General features: G+C 34.6%; 14 protein-coding genes. 5 read left to right on the plus strand and 9 right to left on the minus strand.

Annotation, left to right across the window (positions count from 1 at the left end; genetic code table 11):
• Positions 1 to 164: 164 nt before the first annotated feature.
• Positions 165 to 728: a DUF1579 domain-containing protein gene (locus tag Q0783_RS10510; RefSeq protein ID WP_298894939.1), complete on the plus strand. Its 564-nt coding sequence runs from the start codon at positions 165 to 167 to the stop codon at positions 726 to 728.
• A 124-nt stretch (positions 729 to 852) separates the two neighbouring features.
• Complete coding sequence (locus Q0783_RS10515) at positions 853 to 2,058, plus strand: multidrug effflux MFS transporter (protein WP_298894941.1); 1,206 nt, start codon at positions 853 to 855, stop codon at positions 2,056 to 2,058.
• On the opposite strand, the gene Q0783_RS10520 is transcribed toward Q0783_RS10515, so the two are convergent.
• From Q0783_RS10520 to Q0783_RS10550, 7 genes are read right to left on the minus strand one after another with little or no spacing between them, the layout of a single operon-like run.
• Complete coding sequence (locus Q0783_RS10520) at positions 2,055 to 3,758, minus strand: DUF6794 domain-containing protein (protein ID WP_298894943.1); 1,704 nt, start codon at positions 3,756 to 3,758, stop codon at positions 2,055 to 2,057. The genes Q0783_RS10515 and Q0783_RS10520 overlap by 4 nt on opposite strands.
• Before the next feature lie 53 nt (positions 3,759 to 3,811).
• Positions 3,812 to 3,967, minus strand: a complete 156-nt coding sequence (locus Q0783_RS10525) for a hypothetical protein (protein WP_298894945.1) — start codon at positions 3,965 to 3,967, stop codon at positions 3,812 to 3,814.
• Between the two features lie 21 nt (positions 3,968 to 3,988).
• Complete coding sequence (locus tag Q0783_RS10530; RefSeq protein ID WP_298894947.1) at positions 3,989 to 4,603, minus strand: DUF2306 domain-containing protein; 615 nt, start codon at positions 4,601 to 4,603, stop codon at positions 3,989 to 3,991.
• A gap of 12 nt (positions 4,604 to 4,615) precedes the next feature.
• Complete coding sequence (gene acs / locus Q0783_RS10535; protein ID WP_298894949.1) at positions 4,616 to 6,523, minus strand: acetate--CoA ligase; 1,908 nt, start codon at positions 6,521 to 6,523, stop codon at positions 4,616 to 4,618.
• A 3-nt stretch (positions 6,524 to 6,526) separates the two neighbouring features.
• Positions 6,527 to 8,254: a sodium:solute symporter family protein gene (locus tag Q0783_RS10540; protein ID WP_298894951.1), complete on the minus strand. Its 1,728-nt coding sequence runs from the start codon at positions 8,252 to 8,254 to the stop codon at positions 6,527 to 6,529.
• Complete coding sequence (locus Q0783_RS10545) at positions 8,247 to 8,522, minus strand: DUF4212 domain-containing protein (RefSeq protein WP_298894953.1); 276 nt, start codon at positions 8,520 to 8,522, stop codon at positions 8,247 to 8,249. The genes Q0783_RS10540 and Q0783_RS10545 overlap by 8 nt, the downstream gene beginning before the upstream one ends.
• Positions 8,512 to 9,909, minus strand: a complete 1,398-nt coding sequence (locus tag Q0783_RS10550; RefSeq protein WP_298894955.1) for an alanine/glycine:cation symporter family protein — start codon at positions 9,907 to 9,909, stop codon at positions 8,512 to 8,514. Before Q0783_RS10550 ends, Q0783_RS10545 begins: the two co-directional genes overlap by 11 nt.
• A gap of 89 nt (positions 9,910 to 9,998) precedes the next feature.
• On the opposite strand from Q0783_RS10550, the gene Q0783_RS10555 reads away from it, so the two are divergent.
• The 3 genes from Q0783_RS10555 (at position 9,999) to Q0783_RS10565 (ending at position 13,953) form a co-directional block, all read left to right on the plus strand.
• On the plus strand, positions 9,999 to 11,087 hold the full coding sequence (locus tag Q0783_RS10555; protein ID WP_298894957.1) for a heparan-alpha-glucosaminide N-acetyltransferase domain-containing protein: 1,089 nt from the start codon (positions 9,999 to 10,001) through the stop codon (positions 11,085 to 11,087).
• A 3-nt stretch (positions 11,088 to 11,090) separates the two neighbouring features.
• Entirely contained in the window at positions 11,091 to 11,468 is a 378-nt protein-coding gene (locus tag Q0783_RS10560; protein WP_298894959.1) for an ester cyclase, read from the plus strand.
• Between the two features lie 172 nt (positions 11,469 to 11,640).
• Complete coding sequence (locus tag Q0783_RS10565) at positions 11,641 to 13,953, plus strand: T9SS type A sorting domain-containing protein (protein ID WP_298894961.1); 2,313 nt, start codon at positions 11,641 to 11,643, stop codon at positions 13,951 to 13,953.
• A gap of 73 nt (positions 13,954 to 14,026) precedes the next feature.
• On the opposite strand, the gene Q0783_RS10570 is transcribed toward Q0783_RS10565, so the two are convergent.
• Both Q0783_RS10570 and Q0783_RS10575 read right to left on the minus strand, forming a co-directional pair.
• The gene (locus Q0783_RS10570; RefSeq protein ID WP_298894963.1) at positions 14,027 to 14,986 is read right to left on the minus strand and encodes a phosphoribosylaminoimidazolesuccinocarboxamide synthase; all 960 of its coding nucleotides are present in this window, start codon (positions 14,984 to 14,986) and stop codon (positions 14,027 to 14,029) included.
• 113 nt (positions 14,987 to 15,099) lie between these two features.
• Positions 15,100 to 16,053, minus strand: a complete 954-nt coding sequence (locus tag Q0783_RS10575) for a PhoH family protein (RefSeq protein ID WP_298759782.1) — start codon at positions 16,051 to 16,053, stop codon at positions 15,100 to 15,102.
• Positions 16,054 to 16,202 lie beyond the last annotated feature (149 nt).

Raw genomic sequence — 16,202 nt, forward strand, 5'->3', positions numbered from 1 at the left:
TCATATGTATAACTACAATAATTTAGATTGTGTTTTAATTTTTAACCCTTGAATTAGGTAAGTGTTAAGGTTTTCAAATTAAGAAACTTAACATTCATAGTAGCTAAGAGCTGTTCACAATAATTTTAATATCTTTATAGGTATTAATTCTAATCCTTACCAATATGAAAAAATTACTCGTATTAATAGTATTACTTGTGTTTTGTGCCAATGGATATACGCAAACACCAGAAGAGATGAAAGCGTGGCAAGAACATATGACACCAGGAAAATATCATAAGTGGCTGTCTTCTTTTGATGGCGAATGGAATGGTGATGTAAAAATGTGGATGGATCCATCTCAACCACCTGTTGCATCAAAAATGTCTACAAAAAATGAAATGATTATGAATGGTCTTTACCAAAGATCTACGCATACAGGCGATATGATGGGTATGCCTTTTAAAGGTGAAGGTATGATTGGTTATGATAATTCTAAAAAGGAATTTATCAATACTTGGATAGATAATATGGGAAGTGGCATCATGATTATGAAAGGTACTTTAGACGAAACAGGAAAGGTCTTACTTACCGAAGGCACTATGACCGACCCAATGTCTGGAAAAGATATGGGCATCAAACAAATATTGACGCATATCTCTGAAGATAAACACCATTTCGAAATGTATATGATTGTAGGTAAAGAGGAAATGAAAACTATGGAAATCACCTACACGCGAAAAAAATAAAAACAATTAATATTTAACATAACAAAAACTCCTAATCTTGGGAGTTTTTTTATGCAAAAAATAATTAAGAGGAGTTTATGAAATCATTGCCTTTTCATAAAAGTAATCCTAGTATCTTTGCGCAATGCAAAATAAACCAACCTTTAAATTTGAATTTATTGCACTCATGGCATCACTGATGTCTATTGTTGCCTTATCTATTGATGCTTTATTACCTGCATTACCAGAAATTGGAAACACATTAAACGTGAGTGATCCAAGCGATAATCAACTATTAATTACAATGATCTTTTTGGGTTTAGGTTTCGGGCAATTGGTGTTTGGTCCTTTGTCTGATAGCTTCGGAAGAAAACCTATGGTCTATTTTGGATTTGGAGTTTTTGTAATCGCCAGTATTATTTGTGTTACCACAAAAAGTTTAGACATGATGATTCTAGGGCGAATTTTACAAGGTATAGGCCTCTCCTCTCCTAGAACTATCGCAATTGCTATGACTAGAGATACTTATAGTGGAGACTTTATGGCTAAGATACTATCCATCATTGTTATGTTCTTTATTTTGGTTCCAATTGTTGCACCTACTTTCGGACAATTACTACTCGATTTTTTCAATTGGCAAGCCATCTTTAATGCTAACCTTATTATTGGTTTAATCATTGTTCTTTGGTTTTGGAGACGTCAACCAGAGACTTTAGAAAAAACCAAACGAATTAAATTCTCACCTTCCATATTTATTTCTGGAACTAAAGAATTTTTACGGTATAAAGAAGCTATTGCTTTTACGCTTGTTTCTGGTTTTATTACGGGATCATTTATGGTATACCTTAGTACCTCTCAACAAATATTTCAAGAGCAATACCAACTAGGCGATATATTCCCTTATATTTTTGCAAGTACAGCCTTTTCGGTAGGCTTTGCTACTTTTACCAATAGCAGACTTGTAATTAGATTTGGAGCATTTAATATAGCCTATACAGCTACCATTGCTTATGCAGCCATTTCGATTTTGTATGTAGTACTGTTTTATTCTGGGAACAATCCTAGTGTTGGTGTGCTCATCACCTTTTTCTTATTACAATTTTTTGCTGTAGGGTTTCTCTTCGGAAATTTACGTTCATTGGCTATGGAGCCTTTAGGACATATCGCAGGTATTGGGGCAGCAATAAACGGATTTGTATCTACTGTGATGGCTGTGCCTATAGCGAACTATATTGGAAGTTTTGTTAAAACCTCAGTGCTTCCTTTATTTATCGGGTTTTCCATTTTTGGGCTATTGTCGTTGTTGGTGTTTATGGTGTTGAAGCGGAGACGTTACATGATTAAGGCTTAATCGTCAATAAACTCCTTTCTTGTAAAACGCGAATCATTAATGATCTTATTGTAAAGCTCTTGTGTTTCTTCTGTAGAGTCCTTTAATATGGTTAAAATAAAATGCCATTCTATTGGCATTGTTCTAAATTCTTTATTCTGAATTTTCCAATACCAATCGTGAATAAATTCTTTATTAGCATCAAAATCATATGTTACTAAGGTCTTAATAATAGCATTTCTAGTAAAAGACCCTGTCTCAGGTACAATATCAAATTCAGTTGAAAATAATTGTCTCGCTTTTTGAGTGTCAATTTGAATTAAGAGATCTGATATAAAATATTTTAATGCCCAAGAAATAAATTCTTGCTGCCAGAAATAGTTAAGAATTTCAAAAGTTCGATCTTTGTTAGGGTGAGATAATATTCTTTCATATTGAGTTGCTATCAAAAATCCAATAAGGTATTTATACTCAATTAGATCATCAGTTCTGAGATTATGATTATAATTAATAATTGAATTTGGACTTAATATTTCAAATAGTTCTTCATCACTTATTTTATCGGCAATATGTGATAACATATGTACTGCACTAACAACTCTCTTATTATAGCCTGGGTCTAAAGAATTATATCTTCTTACTCCAATAGATGAATCATAAGGGTATTCATTATATTCTTTGTTCTCAAACTCAAGATACACCATCAAACTATCAACAACTTGATTATATGTATTGTATCTCTCAATTAAACCACTATTATGAACATTAATATCATAATATTCACCTGTAAGAATAAGTATCTCTAAAAATTTTCTTGGTTCTTTTAATAATTTTTCAAAATCACTGATAACCATATTGCTTGAGTATTTCCAATGCACCAAGAAATTATCTTTACGCAATTTCATCCATTGATTATACTTGTCAAGTGATTTAAATGTTTTATTATACAGCATTCCATAACATATTAAAGCAAACTCTCGAGATGTAAGAGGTTTCAATTTAGATACTGTTTTTTTATCTTGTTCATTAACTAAAAATTCTGGTAGTAGTATATCTATACTTTCAAAATTTTCTATTTTTTGTTTTAGTTTATCTTCAATTAATTCTGAGTTCTTGCTATTTTGAGACAAAAACAACAATGCAAGATTACCAAGATCATTTTCATCTTTAACTAATTTCTTCGCCATATCACTTAGAGCAATTAGTCGTTTTTCATCGTCCCAATATTGCCATTGTTCATAAACCCATGATGGCAAGACTAACATAGGTCTGGTATTATTTTCTTTTTTTGCTAATAAAATGGTTTGATGAATTCTATTGAAATAGTCTTCTGGTTCCAATTTTGAGAAGTCAATAAAACTGATATCATCATTAAGTTTTTTCCAGACTCCTTCTATTATAAGTTGTGAAGCATTTTCAGGGTGAATCGTTTTAGTTCCGTTAGCATCAGCACAGGAATCGAGCAATTCCTTGTTTTTCCCCCAAAGACCAAGATCATTTCTTATACCCATTCCCCAACCTCTGTGAAAAATTATCAGGTCATAGAATGGTACATTTTTAACATAGTCCCTATCTGCATCACTTAATAAATTATAAATATGGTCAATGGCTTCTAGATAAGTCCGTGGCTGTTGTACATAATTGCTTCTAGTAATTTTAGTACTGCTAGAATAGGAAAAAGTAACGGATATCAAGAACAAAAAAACAAACTTAAATTTCATTGAATAATAGATCTTCTCTAACTTAACGGAAAAGACTTTAGTTTCTTATGAAATTACAATTCCTTTTTATCATTCGCCTTATTTATAATAGACTTTAAACGTTTTTTTCTAAGTTCTTTTTCAGCTTTAATCTTGTTGTTTTTTTGAGCTATAAGCTTAGAGTGCTTTGCTTTATTTTTTCCGTTTTTCTGTCCTTTTGGTTTTGGCATGATAGTAAATTTAATACGTAATTAAGCGTTGCTCAACCCTAATCGTTTCACAACAAAATATGCTACTATGATATTAGGCACCCAACATAACCAAGCTACAATTTTATAGGCGATTAAAAACTCTTGAAATGCCATTGTTAGTAAGGGTAGCCAAATACGTAAGGTGACTGCTGCAAAACAAGCTGCATAACTATAGATCATAAATTTTTGATGCTTATTCACCTGTCCTTTTTTAATCGCCATATAACCCAATGTAGTACTATACAGCCAAACAAGACCTAATCCCATGAATCCTAACATTGGAACTATACCACCTGTAGCAAAATAAGCGATGTATAAACTAGCCAAACCACTAAACAATACTGAAATGGTATATACTTTACCTATTGCTCTATGTAATTTCAGGTTTTTAGCTCTTAGTTTTTTACTGAATTGCATCCAACCTATAAGCAAGGCCAATCCACCTAAAAGAATATGCGTATAGAAGCCAATATTCCAAAACACATCACTTAATACGACGTCACTTTTAGAACCAAGTAAACCAAATGTACGTTCCATAAGAAAATAGACCAATGGATATAATCCAATAGAAATACACATAATTGCAAAAATGGTAAATCCTATTCTCTTTGTCATTTTAGATTATTCTTATAAAGCATTGTCTTTAATGTCTTGAACAACTTCTGGATTAAGAAGCGTACTAATATCTCCTAAGTTATCAGCATCTTTATGCGCAATTTTACGAAGGATACGACGCATGATCTTTCCACTACGTGTTTTTGGAAGTCCGTTAGTAAATTGAATAGTATCCAACTTAGCTATTGGTCCAATTTGCTCGGTAATAATCTGGTTGATCTCTTTCCTCAGGTTGTCATGATTTCTACCCTCTCCAATATCTTTTAAAGTCACATAACCATATAAAGCATTGCCTTTAATATCATGAGGAAAACCAACTATAGCGCTTTCGGCTACTGCTGGATGTTCGTTTATAGCATCTTCAATTGGAGCTGTACCTAAGTTATGACCAGATACAATAATCACATCATCAACACGACCTGTAATCCTGTAGTATCCAACTTCATCACGTAAAGCACCATCGCCAGTAAAATACATATTTTCAAATGCAGAAAAATATGTGTCTTTATAACGTTGATGATTTCCCCAAATGGTACGTGCCATACTAGGCCAAGGAAACTTCACACACAAACGACCATCCACTTGGTTTCCTTTTATTTCATTTCCATTTTCATCCATTAAAGCTGGTTGAATTCCTGGGAATGGCAAGGTCGCATAGGTTGGTTTTGTTGGTGTTGCAAATGGAATAGGCGTAATCATAATACCTCCTGTTTCGGTTTGCCACCACGTATCTACAATAGGTGCTTTCTTCTTGCCTACATTATCATCATACCAATGCCAAGCTTCTTCATTAATAGGTTCTCCAACCGTTCCTAAAACTTTTAAAGAGGATAGGTCATATTTCTCTAAATGAGAAACACCTTCTTTTGCTAAAGCTCTAATAGCAGTAGGTGCTGTATAAAATTGTGTGATCTTATGTTTTTCTACGATCTCCCAAAAGCGTCCAAAATCTGGATAACTTGGCACACCTTCAAACATAACAGTCGTTGCTCCATTAGCTAAAGGGCCATAAACAATATAACTATGTCCTGTGATCCAACCAATATCGGCTGTACACCAATACACATCTTCTTCTTTATACTGAAATACATTTTTAAAGGTATATGCACTATAAATCATATAGCCTGCTGTAGAATGTACCATGCCTTTGGGTTGTCCAGTCGATCCAGAAGTATACAAAATGAATAACGGATCTTCTGCATCCATTACTTCAGGAGGGAAATCGATGTATGCCTCATCAAGAAGTGGTTGCAGCCAATAGTCTCTGCCCTCCTTCATATTGACATCAGATTGTATTCGTTTAGCGACTAAAACTGTATCTACACATGAACAATGTTCTAAAGCGTCGTCGACAATTCCTTTTAAATCTATTGTTTTGGCACCTCGGTAAGACCCGTCGCTAGTGATAACCATTTTACAGTCTGAATCATTGATTCTAGTAGCTAAAGCCTGTGCAGAAAATCCGGCAAATACAACCGAATGTATAGCACCAATACGAGCGCAAGCTAATACTGAAATCGCTAACTCGGGAATCATTGGTAAATAAATACAAACGCGATCTCCTTTATTAACACCTTGTTCTTTTAACACATTTGCAAATCGGCAAACACGTTCATGCAACTGTTTATATGTAATATGTTGAGCACCTTCATTTGGATTATTGGGTTCAAAAAGAATAGCCGTTTTATCACCTCTAGTATGCAAATGTCTGTCAATACAATTTTCGGTAATGTTCAATTTTCCACCATTAAACCACTTGACCTCAGGTTTAGAGAAATCCCATTGTAGCACTTTATCCCATTTTTTGCGCCACATAAAATGTTCTTCGGCAATTTCTTCCCAAAACAACTCTGGGTTTCTAACAGACTTGCGATAGACTTGAAAATATTCTTCAAGGTTTTTAATATGGTAATTACTCATATATTAATGATTTATAGCATCTCCTGCTCCAGATGGAATTCTAATATCTTCAACCATTTTTTGTACATTTTCAGGAGGTGATTTTGTAAACTTCATGACAATAATTGATACACTAAAATTAAGTAACATTGCGATACTACCAAAACCTTCAGGTGAAATTCCAAACCACCATTCATTTTTATCAGGTAATACTTCATCAAACCAGCCTAATTTATATTTTATCATATATAAGAGCATGGCTATAATACCAACTATCATTCCAGCTATAGCTCCTTCTTTATTCATCTTCTTATAGAAAATACCTAGGATAATTGCAGGGAAAAATGACGCAGCTGCTAATCCAAAAGCGAGAGCTACAACAGCTGCTACAAATCCTGGTGGATTAATTCCAAAATACCCAGCAATACATACGGCTCCAACAGCAGACAATCGAGCAGCTCTTAACTCTGTTTTTTCTGTAATTTTTGGATTGATAACCTTTTTTATAAGGTCATGGGATACTGATGCTGAAATCACTAATAATAATCCTGCAGCTGTCGATAAGGCTGCTGCCAAACCACCAGCAGCAACTAAAGCAATAACCCAATTAGGAAGTTTTGCTATTTCTGGATTTGCAAGTACCATGATATCATTATCAACAATGAGTTCATTTTTAGTTTCATTTGCTAAATATTGAACTTTACCATCTTTATTTTTATCAGTAAACGTTATTAAACCTGTAGTTTCCCATTTTTTAAACCATTTGGGAACTTCTGCATAAGGCTTATCTGATATTGTTTCAATCATATTTGTTCGTGCGAAAACTGATACCGCAGGAGCTGTACTATATAAAATAACAATTAGCAACAATGCTATTCCGGCAGATTTGCGTGCATCTCTTACTTTTTTAACTGTAAAAAACCTAACAATAACATGTGGCAAGCCTGCTGTACCAACCATCAATGCCAGCGTGATAGCAAAAACATCTATTGTAGACTTTGTTCCTTCGGTGTATTCAGAAAAACCAAGTTCTGTACTTAAACCGTCTAATTTATCTAATAAATACATTCCAGATCCATCATTCAATTCGCCTCCAAATCCTAATTGAGGTACTGGGTTTCCTGTCATTTGAATTGAAATAAAAATAGCTGGCACCATAAATGCAAAAATAAGAACACAATATTGTGCAACTTGTGTATAAGTGATCCCTTTCATTCCGCCTAAAACAGCGTAAAACAATACAATAAGCATCCCAATAATAACACCTGTATTAATATCTACCTCTAAAAATCTAGAAAATACAATTCCTACGCCTCTCATTTGTCCTGCCACATAAGTGAACGACACTAGCAGTGCACAAATTACGGCCACTATACGAGCCGTGTTAGAATAGTAACGATCTCCTATAAAATCTGGAACCGTGAATTTTCCAAACTTTCTGAGGTAAGGAGCTAACAACAATGCAAGAAGCACATAACCACCTGTCCAACCCATAAGATATACTGCTCCATCATACCCAGCAAATGATATAATTCCGGCCATTGATATAAATGAGGCTGCACTCATCCAGTCGGCAGCTGTAGCCATTCCATTTGCCCAAGGTGAAACACCGCCACCAGCAACATAAAAATCCTTTGTTGAACTCGCTCTTGACCAAATTGCGATTCCTATATAAAGTGCAAAAGTTAGACCTACTAAAATATAAGTCCAACTTTGCACATCTAATATTGATTCTGCAGATTCACTATTCATCAAAACCATATTTTTTATCTAGCTTATTCATGATGCGTACATAAATAAAAATGAGTATAACAAACACATACATTGAACCTTGTTGAGCAAACCAAAAACCAAGTTTAAAACCTCCCATTTTTATGTTATTAAGTTCATCTTTAAAAACTATTCCTGCGCCATATGAAACTAAGGCCCATATAATTAAAAGGATACAGACATACTTAATGTTTTCTCTCCAATATGCTTTTGCTCTAGTACGTTTTTTACTGCTGCTTTTATCGATCATTTGGCTTTTCTGTTTTTAAGTTATGTATATAAACCTTCAACTCCTTCACGACTTTAGGAGCTAATAAAATAGTGGCTAGCATTGTAGGTATGGCCATGAACGCAAATATCCCATCAATAAAGTTGATCATCACTTCAAATTCAGTTGTAGCCGCCAAAATGATACTTAAAATATAGAAATAATTATAATACTGTTTGTTGTGTGCTCCAGCTAAAAAGGACATACATTTTTTTCCGTAATAAGCATAAGAAAATAAGGATGAAATGCTAAAAATAAACACACAAATCATGAGTAGATATTGTCCAATTCCAGGCATTGCATTTTGAAAAGCCGAGGCCGTCAAACTTACACCATTAAGTCCATCTATTTTCCAAACACCTGTTACTAAAATAGCTAATGCAGTTAATGTACATACTATTAGCGTGTCTATGACTGGGCCAAGCATCGCTACCAAACCTTCACGTACAGGTTCATCTGTTTTTGCTGCTCCATGCGCCATTGGTGCTGTACCAATTCCTGCTTCATTTGAAAAAGCACCGCGTTTAATTCCTAATAATACGAGTGCACCTAAAACACCTCCAAAGACATCTTTCTTTCCTTCAGTAGTCATAAAGTTTGCATCAAAAGCATCTGTAAAAATCATCATAAAATACTTAGGAACTTCGGTGTAGTTAATTAACAAAATAATCAATACTAAAATAAAATATAGGATTACCATAGAAGGTACCATTTTAGAGGCAATAGAACTTATACGTTTTAATCCGCCAAGAACAACAATGGTTGTCACAATAACCAAAACTGCAGCAATGATGAGATTAGTAGATAGACTTACCTCCACACCGTTAGGAATTAAAACAATATCATTAATGGCTTGTTTTAATTGGTTAACATTAACCACAGGTAATGCGCCAAGCATTCCGAAAACTGAAAACATGATCGCTAAAAATTTCCAATTCTTACCTAAACCTTCTCTAATAAAATACATAGGACCGCCTTGCAATTCACCATTGCTATCTTTTCCTCTATACATAATGGCTAAGGTGGACGTAAAAAACTTTGTAGACATGCCAACAATTGCACTAATCCACATCCAGAACATAGCGCCTGGCCCACCAACAGCAATAGCTAAGGCTACACCTGAAATATTACCCATACCAATTGTTGAAGATAGTGCGGTAGTTAAGGCTTTGAAATGGCTAATCTCTCCAGGGTCGTTTGGGTCATCATATTTTCCTCTTAGTACTTTTATAGCATGACCAAAAAAACGGAACGGCAAAAAACGTGACAACACTAATAGATAGAGTCCGCCACCAATAAGTAAAACAAGTAATGGAATTCCCCATGCTAAGGACGAAAATTTTTCAGAAATCGAATTGAGTTGTTCCATTTACAATCTTAAATTTGCCTTCTAAGATATTACTTTCAATTTAGTACACCTGAGAAATTAAAAGTATATTTATACAAATCGACTAACTATTGAAAACCAACCGAATCTTTTTTATTGATGCCGTACGTGCGTTTGCAATTTTAATGATGCTTCAAGGTCATTTTATAGACACACTTCTCAATCCTATACACCGAGATTCGTCAAACATGGTTTATCAAATATGGTATTATTTTCGGGGCATTACAGCTCCAACATTTTTCACTATCTCTGGATTGGTATTCTTATATTTACTTTTAAGAGCCAAACATAAAGGAGATGATTATCCTAGAATTAAAAAAGGGTTATACAGAGGTTTATTACTCATTGGTATTGGGTATTTACTCCGTGTTGATATTTTTGGATGGCTACGTGGTGACTTTAAATCCTATTTCTTTGTTGTAGACGTTTTACAATGTATAGGTATATCTCTTATTATACTTATTGGTTGCTACGTTTTACTTCGGAAACATGTAAGACTTTTATCTATACTCTTATTTCTTATGGGTTGCTTGTGCTTTTTAACTGAACCTATATATCAGTCGTGGAATTTTAGCAATGTACCAATCGCCTTTGCTAACTATATGACTAAAAGCTACGGCTCTATTTTTACCATTTTACCATGGTTTGGCTACACTGCCTTTGGAGGCTTTCTCGCTACTATATTCTATTCTCATGTCCATAAAAAACGATTCAGATTAGTTACCGTAATTTCATTTTTTATCACAGGTATATTCCTAATCGATTGTTCTTCATGGTTTTTAATGCGTTTGCATTATTGGACAGATATTGAAATTTTTAAATCTTCAGCTTACTTTAATTATCTCTTTACGCGCTTCGGAAATGTATTGTTGATATTTGGAGTCTTCTATGCTGCTGAACCTTTTTTAAAAGGGTCATTAATTGGGAAAATTGGACAAAAAACCTTGTCAATTTATGTGATACACTTTATAATCATCTTTGGAAGTTTCACAGGAGTCGGACTTAAACATTTCTTCTTAAAAGCGTTGAATCCAACACAAGCTATACTTGGCGCATTTATATTTATAATTGTCGTATGCATTATTTCGTTTCATTATGTAAAGACGAATGCTTTTATTTATAGAGGTGTAAGGAAATTGGTAAGAGCAATTAAAAATTAAGATATGAATCTAGAGCAAAACAAGACGAACGCCATTGCATTTTATAAAATGGCGTATGAAGGACAACCTAAAAAGGCAGCAGAACTGTATGTTGGCAACGAATATATCCAACACAATCCCGATGTTGCTGATGGCCTACAAGGTTTTATTGACTATTTTGATCGTATGCAAAATGAATACCCTAATAAATCTATAGCGTTTGTAAGATGTATTGCTGAAGGCAATTTGGTGGCACTCCACACACATCAAACTTGGCCTGGAAATGACCAGTATGTCACAATGGATTTTTTTCGGTTTGATAAAAACGGGAAAATTTGCGAACATTGGGATGCTATTCAACAAATTCCAAAAACAGCTGCCAATCCAAATACAATGTATTAAATTCACTATTGGAGTATCTCATTTACAACTAATTACTATTCAATAAGATAAATTCAGAATAGTGGATTATTTTTATATTTTATTTATCAATTTGATTAAATATTGAAAGTTTTTTTAGGGTAAATTCATTTATACATGTTAATTATAGTATAAACCTTGAAAAGAAAAATTGATGAATCCAAAACTACCTCTCCTTTTGCTTTTCCTATTTATAGGAACATTAGTAAATGCCCAGCGTTCTTGCGGTATGGTTGAACTTATGCAGGAAAAAATGCAAGACCCAGAATACGCTAGGCAATACATAAAAACACAGGCTAAATTTAAAGCTCAATTAGCATTAAACCTTGAAGCCAGACAGTCAAATCGAAGAATGGATCCTATTATCATTCCTGTCGCTGTTCACTTCCCTTCTGGTCTTGAATCTGATCGCGCATGTCTCGAAGCTTTAGCCCAAAATCAAATCGATATTTTAAATGAAGACTTTAATGGTACAAATGCAGATATTTCAGGTTGGGATGCTGCAGCGCCATTTTATACAAGTACAAATACAACAACTGGTAATACAAATGTTTTGTTTTGTATTGCTACAATGAATCATCCAACAGGATTAGATCCTGAAATGGTTGAAGGCGGTCCAGCCGTAACCATTGGATATAATTTTGGAAATGGAGGAGAAACCGATGCAAATTGGGCAGGCTACATGAACTTTCTTGTAAAAGATATTGGCGCAGGTTTATTAGGCTTCTCACCTTTTCCTGGAAATATTGCTGCAGGTGAATCTGTAACAATGAACTTAGGTGCTTTTGGTTCTGGTGCTGGTTGCCCAAATTCTGGTATCGTTCCAGGAGCTCCTTTTAATTTAGGTCGTACAGTAACTCATGAGCTTGGTCATTTCTATAATTTAAATCATGTTTTTACGGGTAGTTGTGCCACCGATGATAATATTGCAGATACACCTAATCAAAGTAATCCAAGTGGTGGATGCCCAACTCTAGGTGCTTCCCCTGCTTGTGTTACAGGTGAACAACGCTTGTTTCAGAGCTTTATGGATTATACTGACGATGCTTGCATGATTATGTTTAGTAACGGACAAACAACTGTTATGGAAGCTTATGTGATGTCTATCGAATCTACGTTCAAGCCTAACGTCGTAAGCTGTAGCGTAGCTCCAGACTTTGTGTTAGCTGCTTCAAATTCTTCTGAGAATATTTGTGAATCTACCAATTCAGTTAATTATACCATTAACTATACGGCTACAGGAGGAAACACAGATACTACAACATTCTCTGCATCAAATTTACCAGCTGGAGCATCAGGAAGTTTTAGTCCGACTAGTTTAAGTGATACAGGTACAACGACATTTACAGTAAATAACTTAGGAAGTATTTCTGCAGGAAATTATATGATTACAGTAACAGGAACTGGTATTGTAACAAAATCTATAGATGTCCAACTTATTATCGAAGGAGCTACACCAAATACACCAGGACTTGCAAATCCGGCTAACAATGCCACAGATATTCCACTATTATCTAATTTAGTTTGGAATACTGTTACTGATGCAACAAGTTACACTGTAGAACTTTCAACAAATGTAGCATTCACAGCTATTATTGCTTCAAGTACTTTTGATGGAACCACATTTTCAACTCCAGAACTTACTGCAAATACACAATACTTCTGGAGAGTAAAAGCTGCAAATAGTTGTGGTGAATCATCTTATTCAGCAACAAGAAACTTTACAACCGCCGACGTGGCATGTACAAATTATAATTCTTCGGAAAACAATTTGAACATTCCAGGTGCTGGTAATGCAGTACATGTTATTACATCTACTCTAAACATTACTGATGATATTACAATTTCGGATGTAAATATGACTATAAATATTTCACATACTTGGGCTGGAGACATAGAGTTAGTATTAACTTCTCCAAATGGCACATCTGTAACATTATTAGCAAATAGTACCTGTGATGATGGCACAAATGATATCAACGTTACTTTTGATGATCAGGCTGCTAGCCCAGTGTCTTGTAGTACTATTGCTCCTGCAGTAGGTGGTACTGTTCAGCCAGCAGAAGTGTTATCTGCCTTTAATAATGAAAGTACCTTGGGTGATTGGGTTCTAACAATTACAGATGGCTTTCCTACTGAAGATGGTGGTACATTCTTAAACTTTGATCTCGAGATTTGCGGTACAACAACATTAAGTGTTGAAGACGCTAATCTATCAGATTCTCTAGCGATATGGCCTAATCCAGCTAAAGACGAATTAAATGTTTCTTTTAGTACACAAAACAATAAAGATGTTAATATTAAAATATATGACTTGAGAGGTCGTGTTATAAATCAACTTACCTACACAAACAATGGAGGATTATTTAATCAACGCTTACACTTTGGGACTCTAGAAAGTGCCGTTTATATTTTGAGCATTGAAAATGATGGTCAAATCATAAATAAACGCATTATTATAGAATAGTAATACTGCACATATTAAATAATTAATTCATGAAAAAGGAACCAGACTTGGTTCCTTTTTTAATTTGAATACCTTAAGACTTGAGATAATTGAGAACATTAGTCTCTATCCTACTTTGAATATCAGATACATCAGCTTTAACGAATTTTTCACCCATGATATTCTCATAAAGCTCAATATAACGTTCACTAACAGTTTCGATATATGCATCGCTCATTTCAGGAACGGTTTGTCCTTCAAGGCCTTGAAAATTATTTGAGATCAACCATTGACGCACAAATTCTTTAGACAGCTGTTTTTGTGCTTCATTGTTGTCTTGACGTTCTTGGTAACCATCGGCATAAAAATAACGCGACGAATCTGGCGTATGGATTTCATCGATAAGTACTATTTTGCCCTCTTTTGTTTTACCAAACTCGTATTTGGTATCTACCAAGATTAGCCCTCTTGACGCAGCTATTTCTGTACCACGTTGGAATAATTTACGCGTATAATCCTCAAGTACCACATAATCTTTTTCGGAAACGATGCCTCGTTTTAAAATATCTTCACGAGAGATATCTTCGTCGTGATCTCCCATTTCTGCTTTAGTAGCTGGTGTGATAATAGGTTCTGGGAATTTATCATTTTCTTTCATGCCTTCTGGCATTTCTACGCCACACAATATGCGTCGTCCAGCTTTATACTCACGAGCTGCATGACCAGACATATAACCTCTAATCACCATTTCTACTTTAAAAGGTTCGCATAAATGTCCGACAGCTACATTAGGATCTGGAGTCGCTGTTAACCAATTAGGCACCAAGTCTTCTGTTGCTTTCATCATGCTTGTAGCAATCTGATTGAGGATTTGCCCTTTATATGGAATTCCTTTGGGCATAACCACATCAAAAGCCGATAAACGATCGGTCGCGATCATGACAAGTTCTTCATCATTGATATTATAAACTTCTCTTACTTTCCCTTTATAGACACTTTTTTGGTTGGGAAAATTGAAATTTGATGCTGTTATAGTATGGTTCTGATTTGCCACGAATGAACAATTTGTATTTATTATTACTTAAATCCTAGCCCAGATTGAGGCATTTGTTGAAGCTCCTCGCAGAGAGCGACTGCCGAAAGCTGGAATAGCTTCTTATTAAAAAATTAATCTCTATTTTCTATACTCTTATAAGCTGCAATGACCTTCTTCACCAATTTATGACGAATCACATCCTTATCATCTAAGTAGATCATACCAATACCATCTACATTTTTAAGAACAAGCAAGGCTTCTTTTAATCCAGAAATAGTACGACGTGGTAAATCAACCTGACCTGGATCTCCTGTAAGCAAGAACTTTGCATTTTTCCCCATACGTGTTAAAAACATTTTCATTTGTGCATGTGTCGTATTTTGACCTTCATCTAAAATCACAAAAGCATTGTCTAATGTTCGTCCACGCATAAATGCCAAAGGAGCAATTTGAATCGTTCCATTTTCAATGAAACTAGCCAATTTCTCAGCAGGAATCATATCGCGAAGCGCATCATATAAAGGTTGCATATAAGGATCTAACTTTTCTTTTAAATCACCTGGAAGAAATCCTAAATTCTCACCTGCTTCAACTGCAGGACGCGTTAAAATAATACGTTTAACTTCTTTAGCTTTTAACGCACGAACCGCTAAGGCTACTCCTGTGTAGGTTTTACCTGTTCCTGCTGGACCTATAGCAAAAACCATATCATTTTTACGCATACTCTCAACCAACTTGCGTTGGTTTACGGTTTGCGCTTTTATAATCTTTCCGTTAACGCCATGGACTATAGTTTCACCGCTTTGCTCTGAGGTTGTATAATCATCACTACTCTGACTTGTCAACACACGTTCAATAACATTTTCATCTATTTTATTATACTTTCCAAAATGTTGCATAAGCATATTCATACGACGATCAAATTCTTCAAGTAAATCTTCGTCGCCATAAGCTTTTATTTTGTTGCCTCTAGCAACAATTTTAAGTTTAGGAAAGTATTTTTTGAGTAGTACGATGTTGGCATTTTGAGCTCCAAAAAATTCTTTGGGTGTAATTTCTTCTAGTTCTAAAATAAGTTCGTTCAAAAGCGATGGGAATTATAAATTAATCTGTTTTGTTTTATTAGTTTTGTGATGAGACAAAATGAGCTTCATTTTAATATCATCTAAATCAAAAATAATTAAACTATTTTATTCTGTAGGTTTCCCTAAGGTTAAAATATGATTAGTTTTTA

This window comes from uncultured Psychroserpens sp. (assembly GCF_947500255.1).
GTDB lineage: Bacteria > Bacteroidota > Bacteroidia > Flavobacteriales > Flavobacteriaceae > Psychroserpens.

What these genes read in the sequence shown, in the direction of transcription:
- Q0783_RS10510 (WP_298894939.1), top strand. Translation starts at nt 165, where the DNA reads ATGAAAAAATTACTCGTATTAATAGTATTACTTGTGTTTTGTGCCAAT.
- Q0783_RS10515 (WP_298894941.1), top strand. Translation starts at nt 853, where the DNA reads ATGCAAAATAAACCAACCTTTAAATTTGAATTTATTGCACTCATGGCA.
- Q0783_RS10520 (WP_298894943.1), bottom strand. Translation starts at nt 3,758, where the DNA reads ATGAAATTTAAGTTTGTTTTTTTGTTCTTGATATCCGTTACTTTTTCC.
- Q0783_RS10525 (WP_298894945.1), bottom strand. Translation starts at nt 3,967, where the DNA reads ATGCCAAAACCAAAAGGACAGAAAAACGGAAAAAATAAAGCAAAGCAC.
- Q0783_RS10530 (WP_298894947.1), bottom strand. Translation starts at nt 4,603, where the DNA reads ATGACAAAGAGAATAGGATTTACCATTTTTGCAATTATGTGTATTTCT.
- acs (WP_298894949.1), bottom strand. Translation starts at nt 6,523, where the DNA reads ATGAGTAATTACCATATTAAAAACCTTGAAGAATATTTTCAAGTCTAT.
- Q0783_RS10540 (WP_298894951.1), bottom strand. Translation starts at nt 8,254, where the DNA reads ATGAATAGTGAATCTGCAGAATCAATATTAGATGTGCAAAGTTGGACT.
- Q0783_RS10545 (WP_298894953.1), bottom strand. Translation starts at nt 8,522, where the DNA reads ATGATCGATAAAAGCAGCAGTAAAAAACGTACTAGAGCAAAAGCATAT.
- Q0783_RS10550 (WP_298894955.1), bottom strand. Translation starts at nt 9,909, where the DNA reads ATGGAACAACTCAATTCGATTTCTGAAAAATTTTCGTCCTTAGCATGG.
- Q0783_RS10560 (WP_298894959.1), top strand. Translation starts at nt 11,091, where the DNA reads ATGAATCTAGAGCAAAACAAGACGAACGCCATTGCATTTTATAAAATG.
- Q0783_RS10565 (WP_298894961.1), top strand. Translation starts at nt 11,641, where the DNA reads ATGAATCCAAAACTACCTCTCCTTTTGCTTTTCCTATTTATAGGAACA.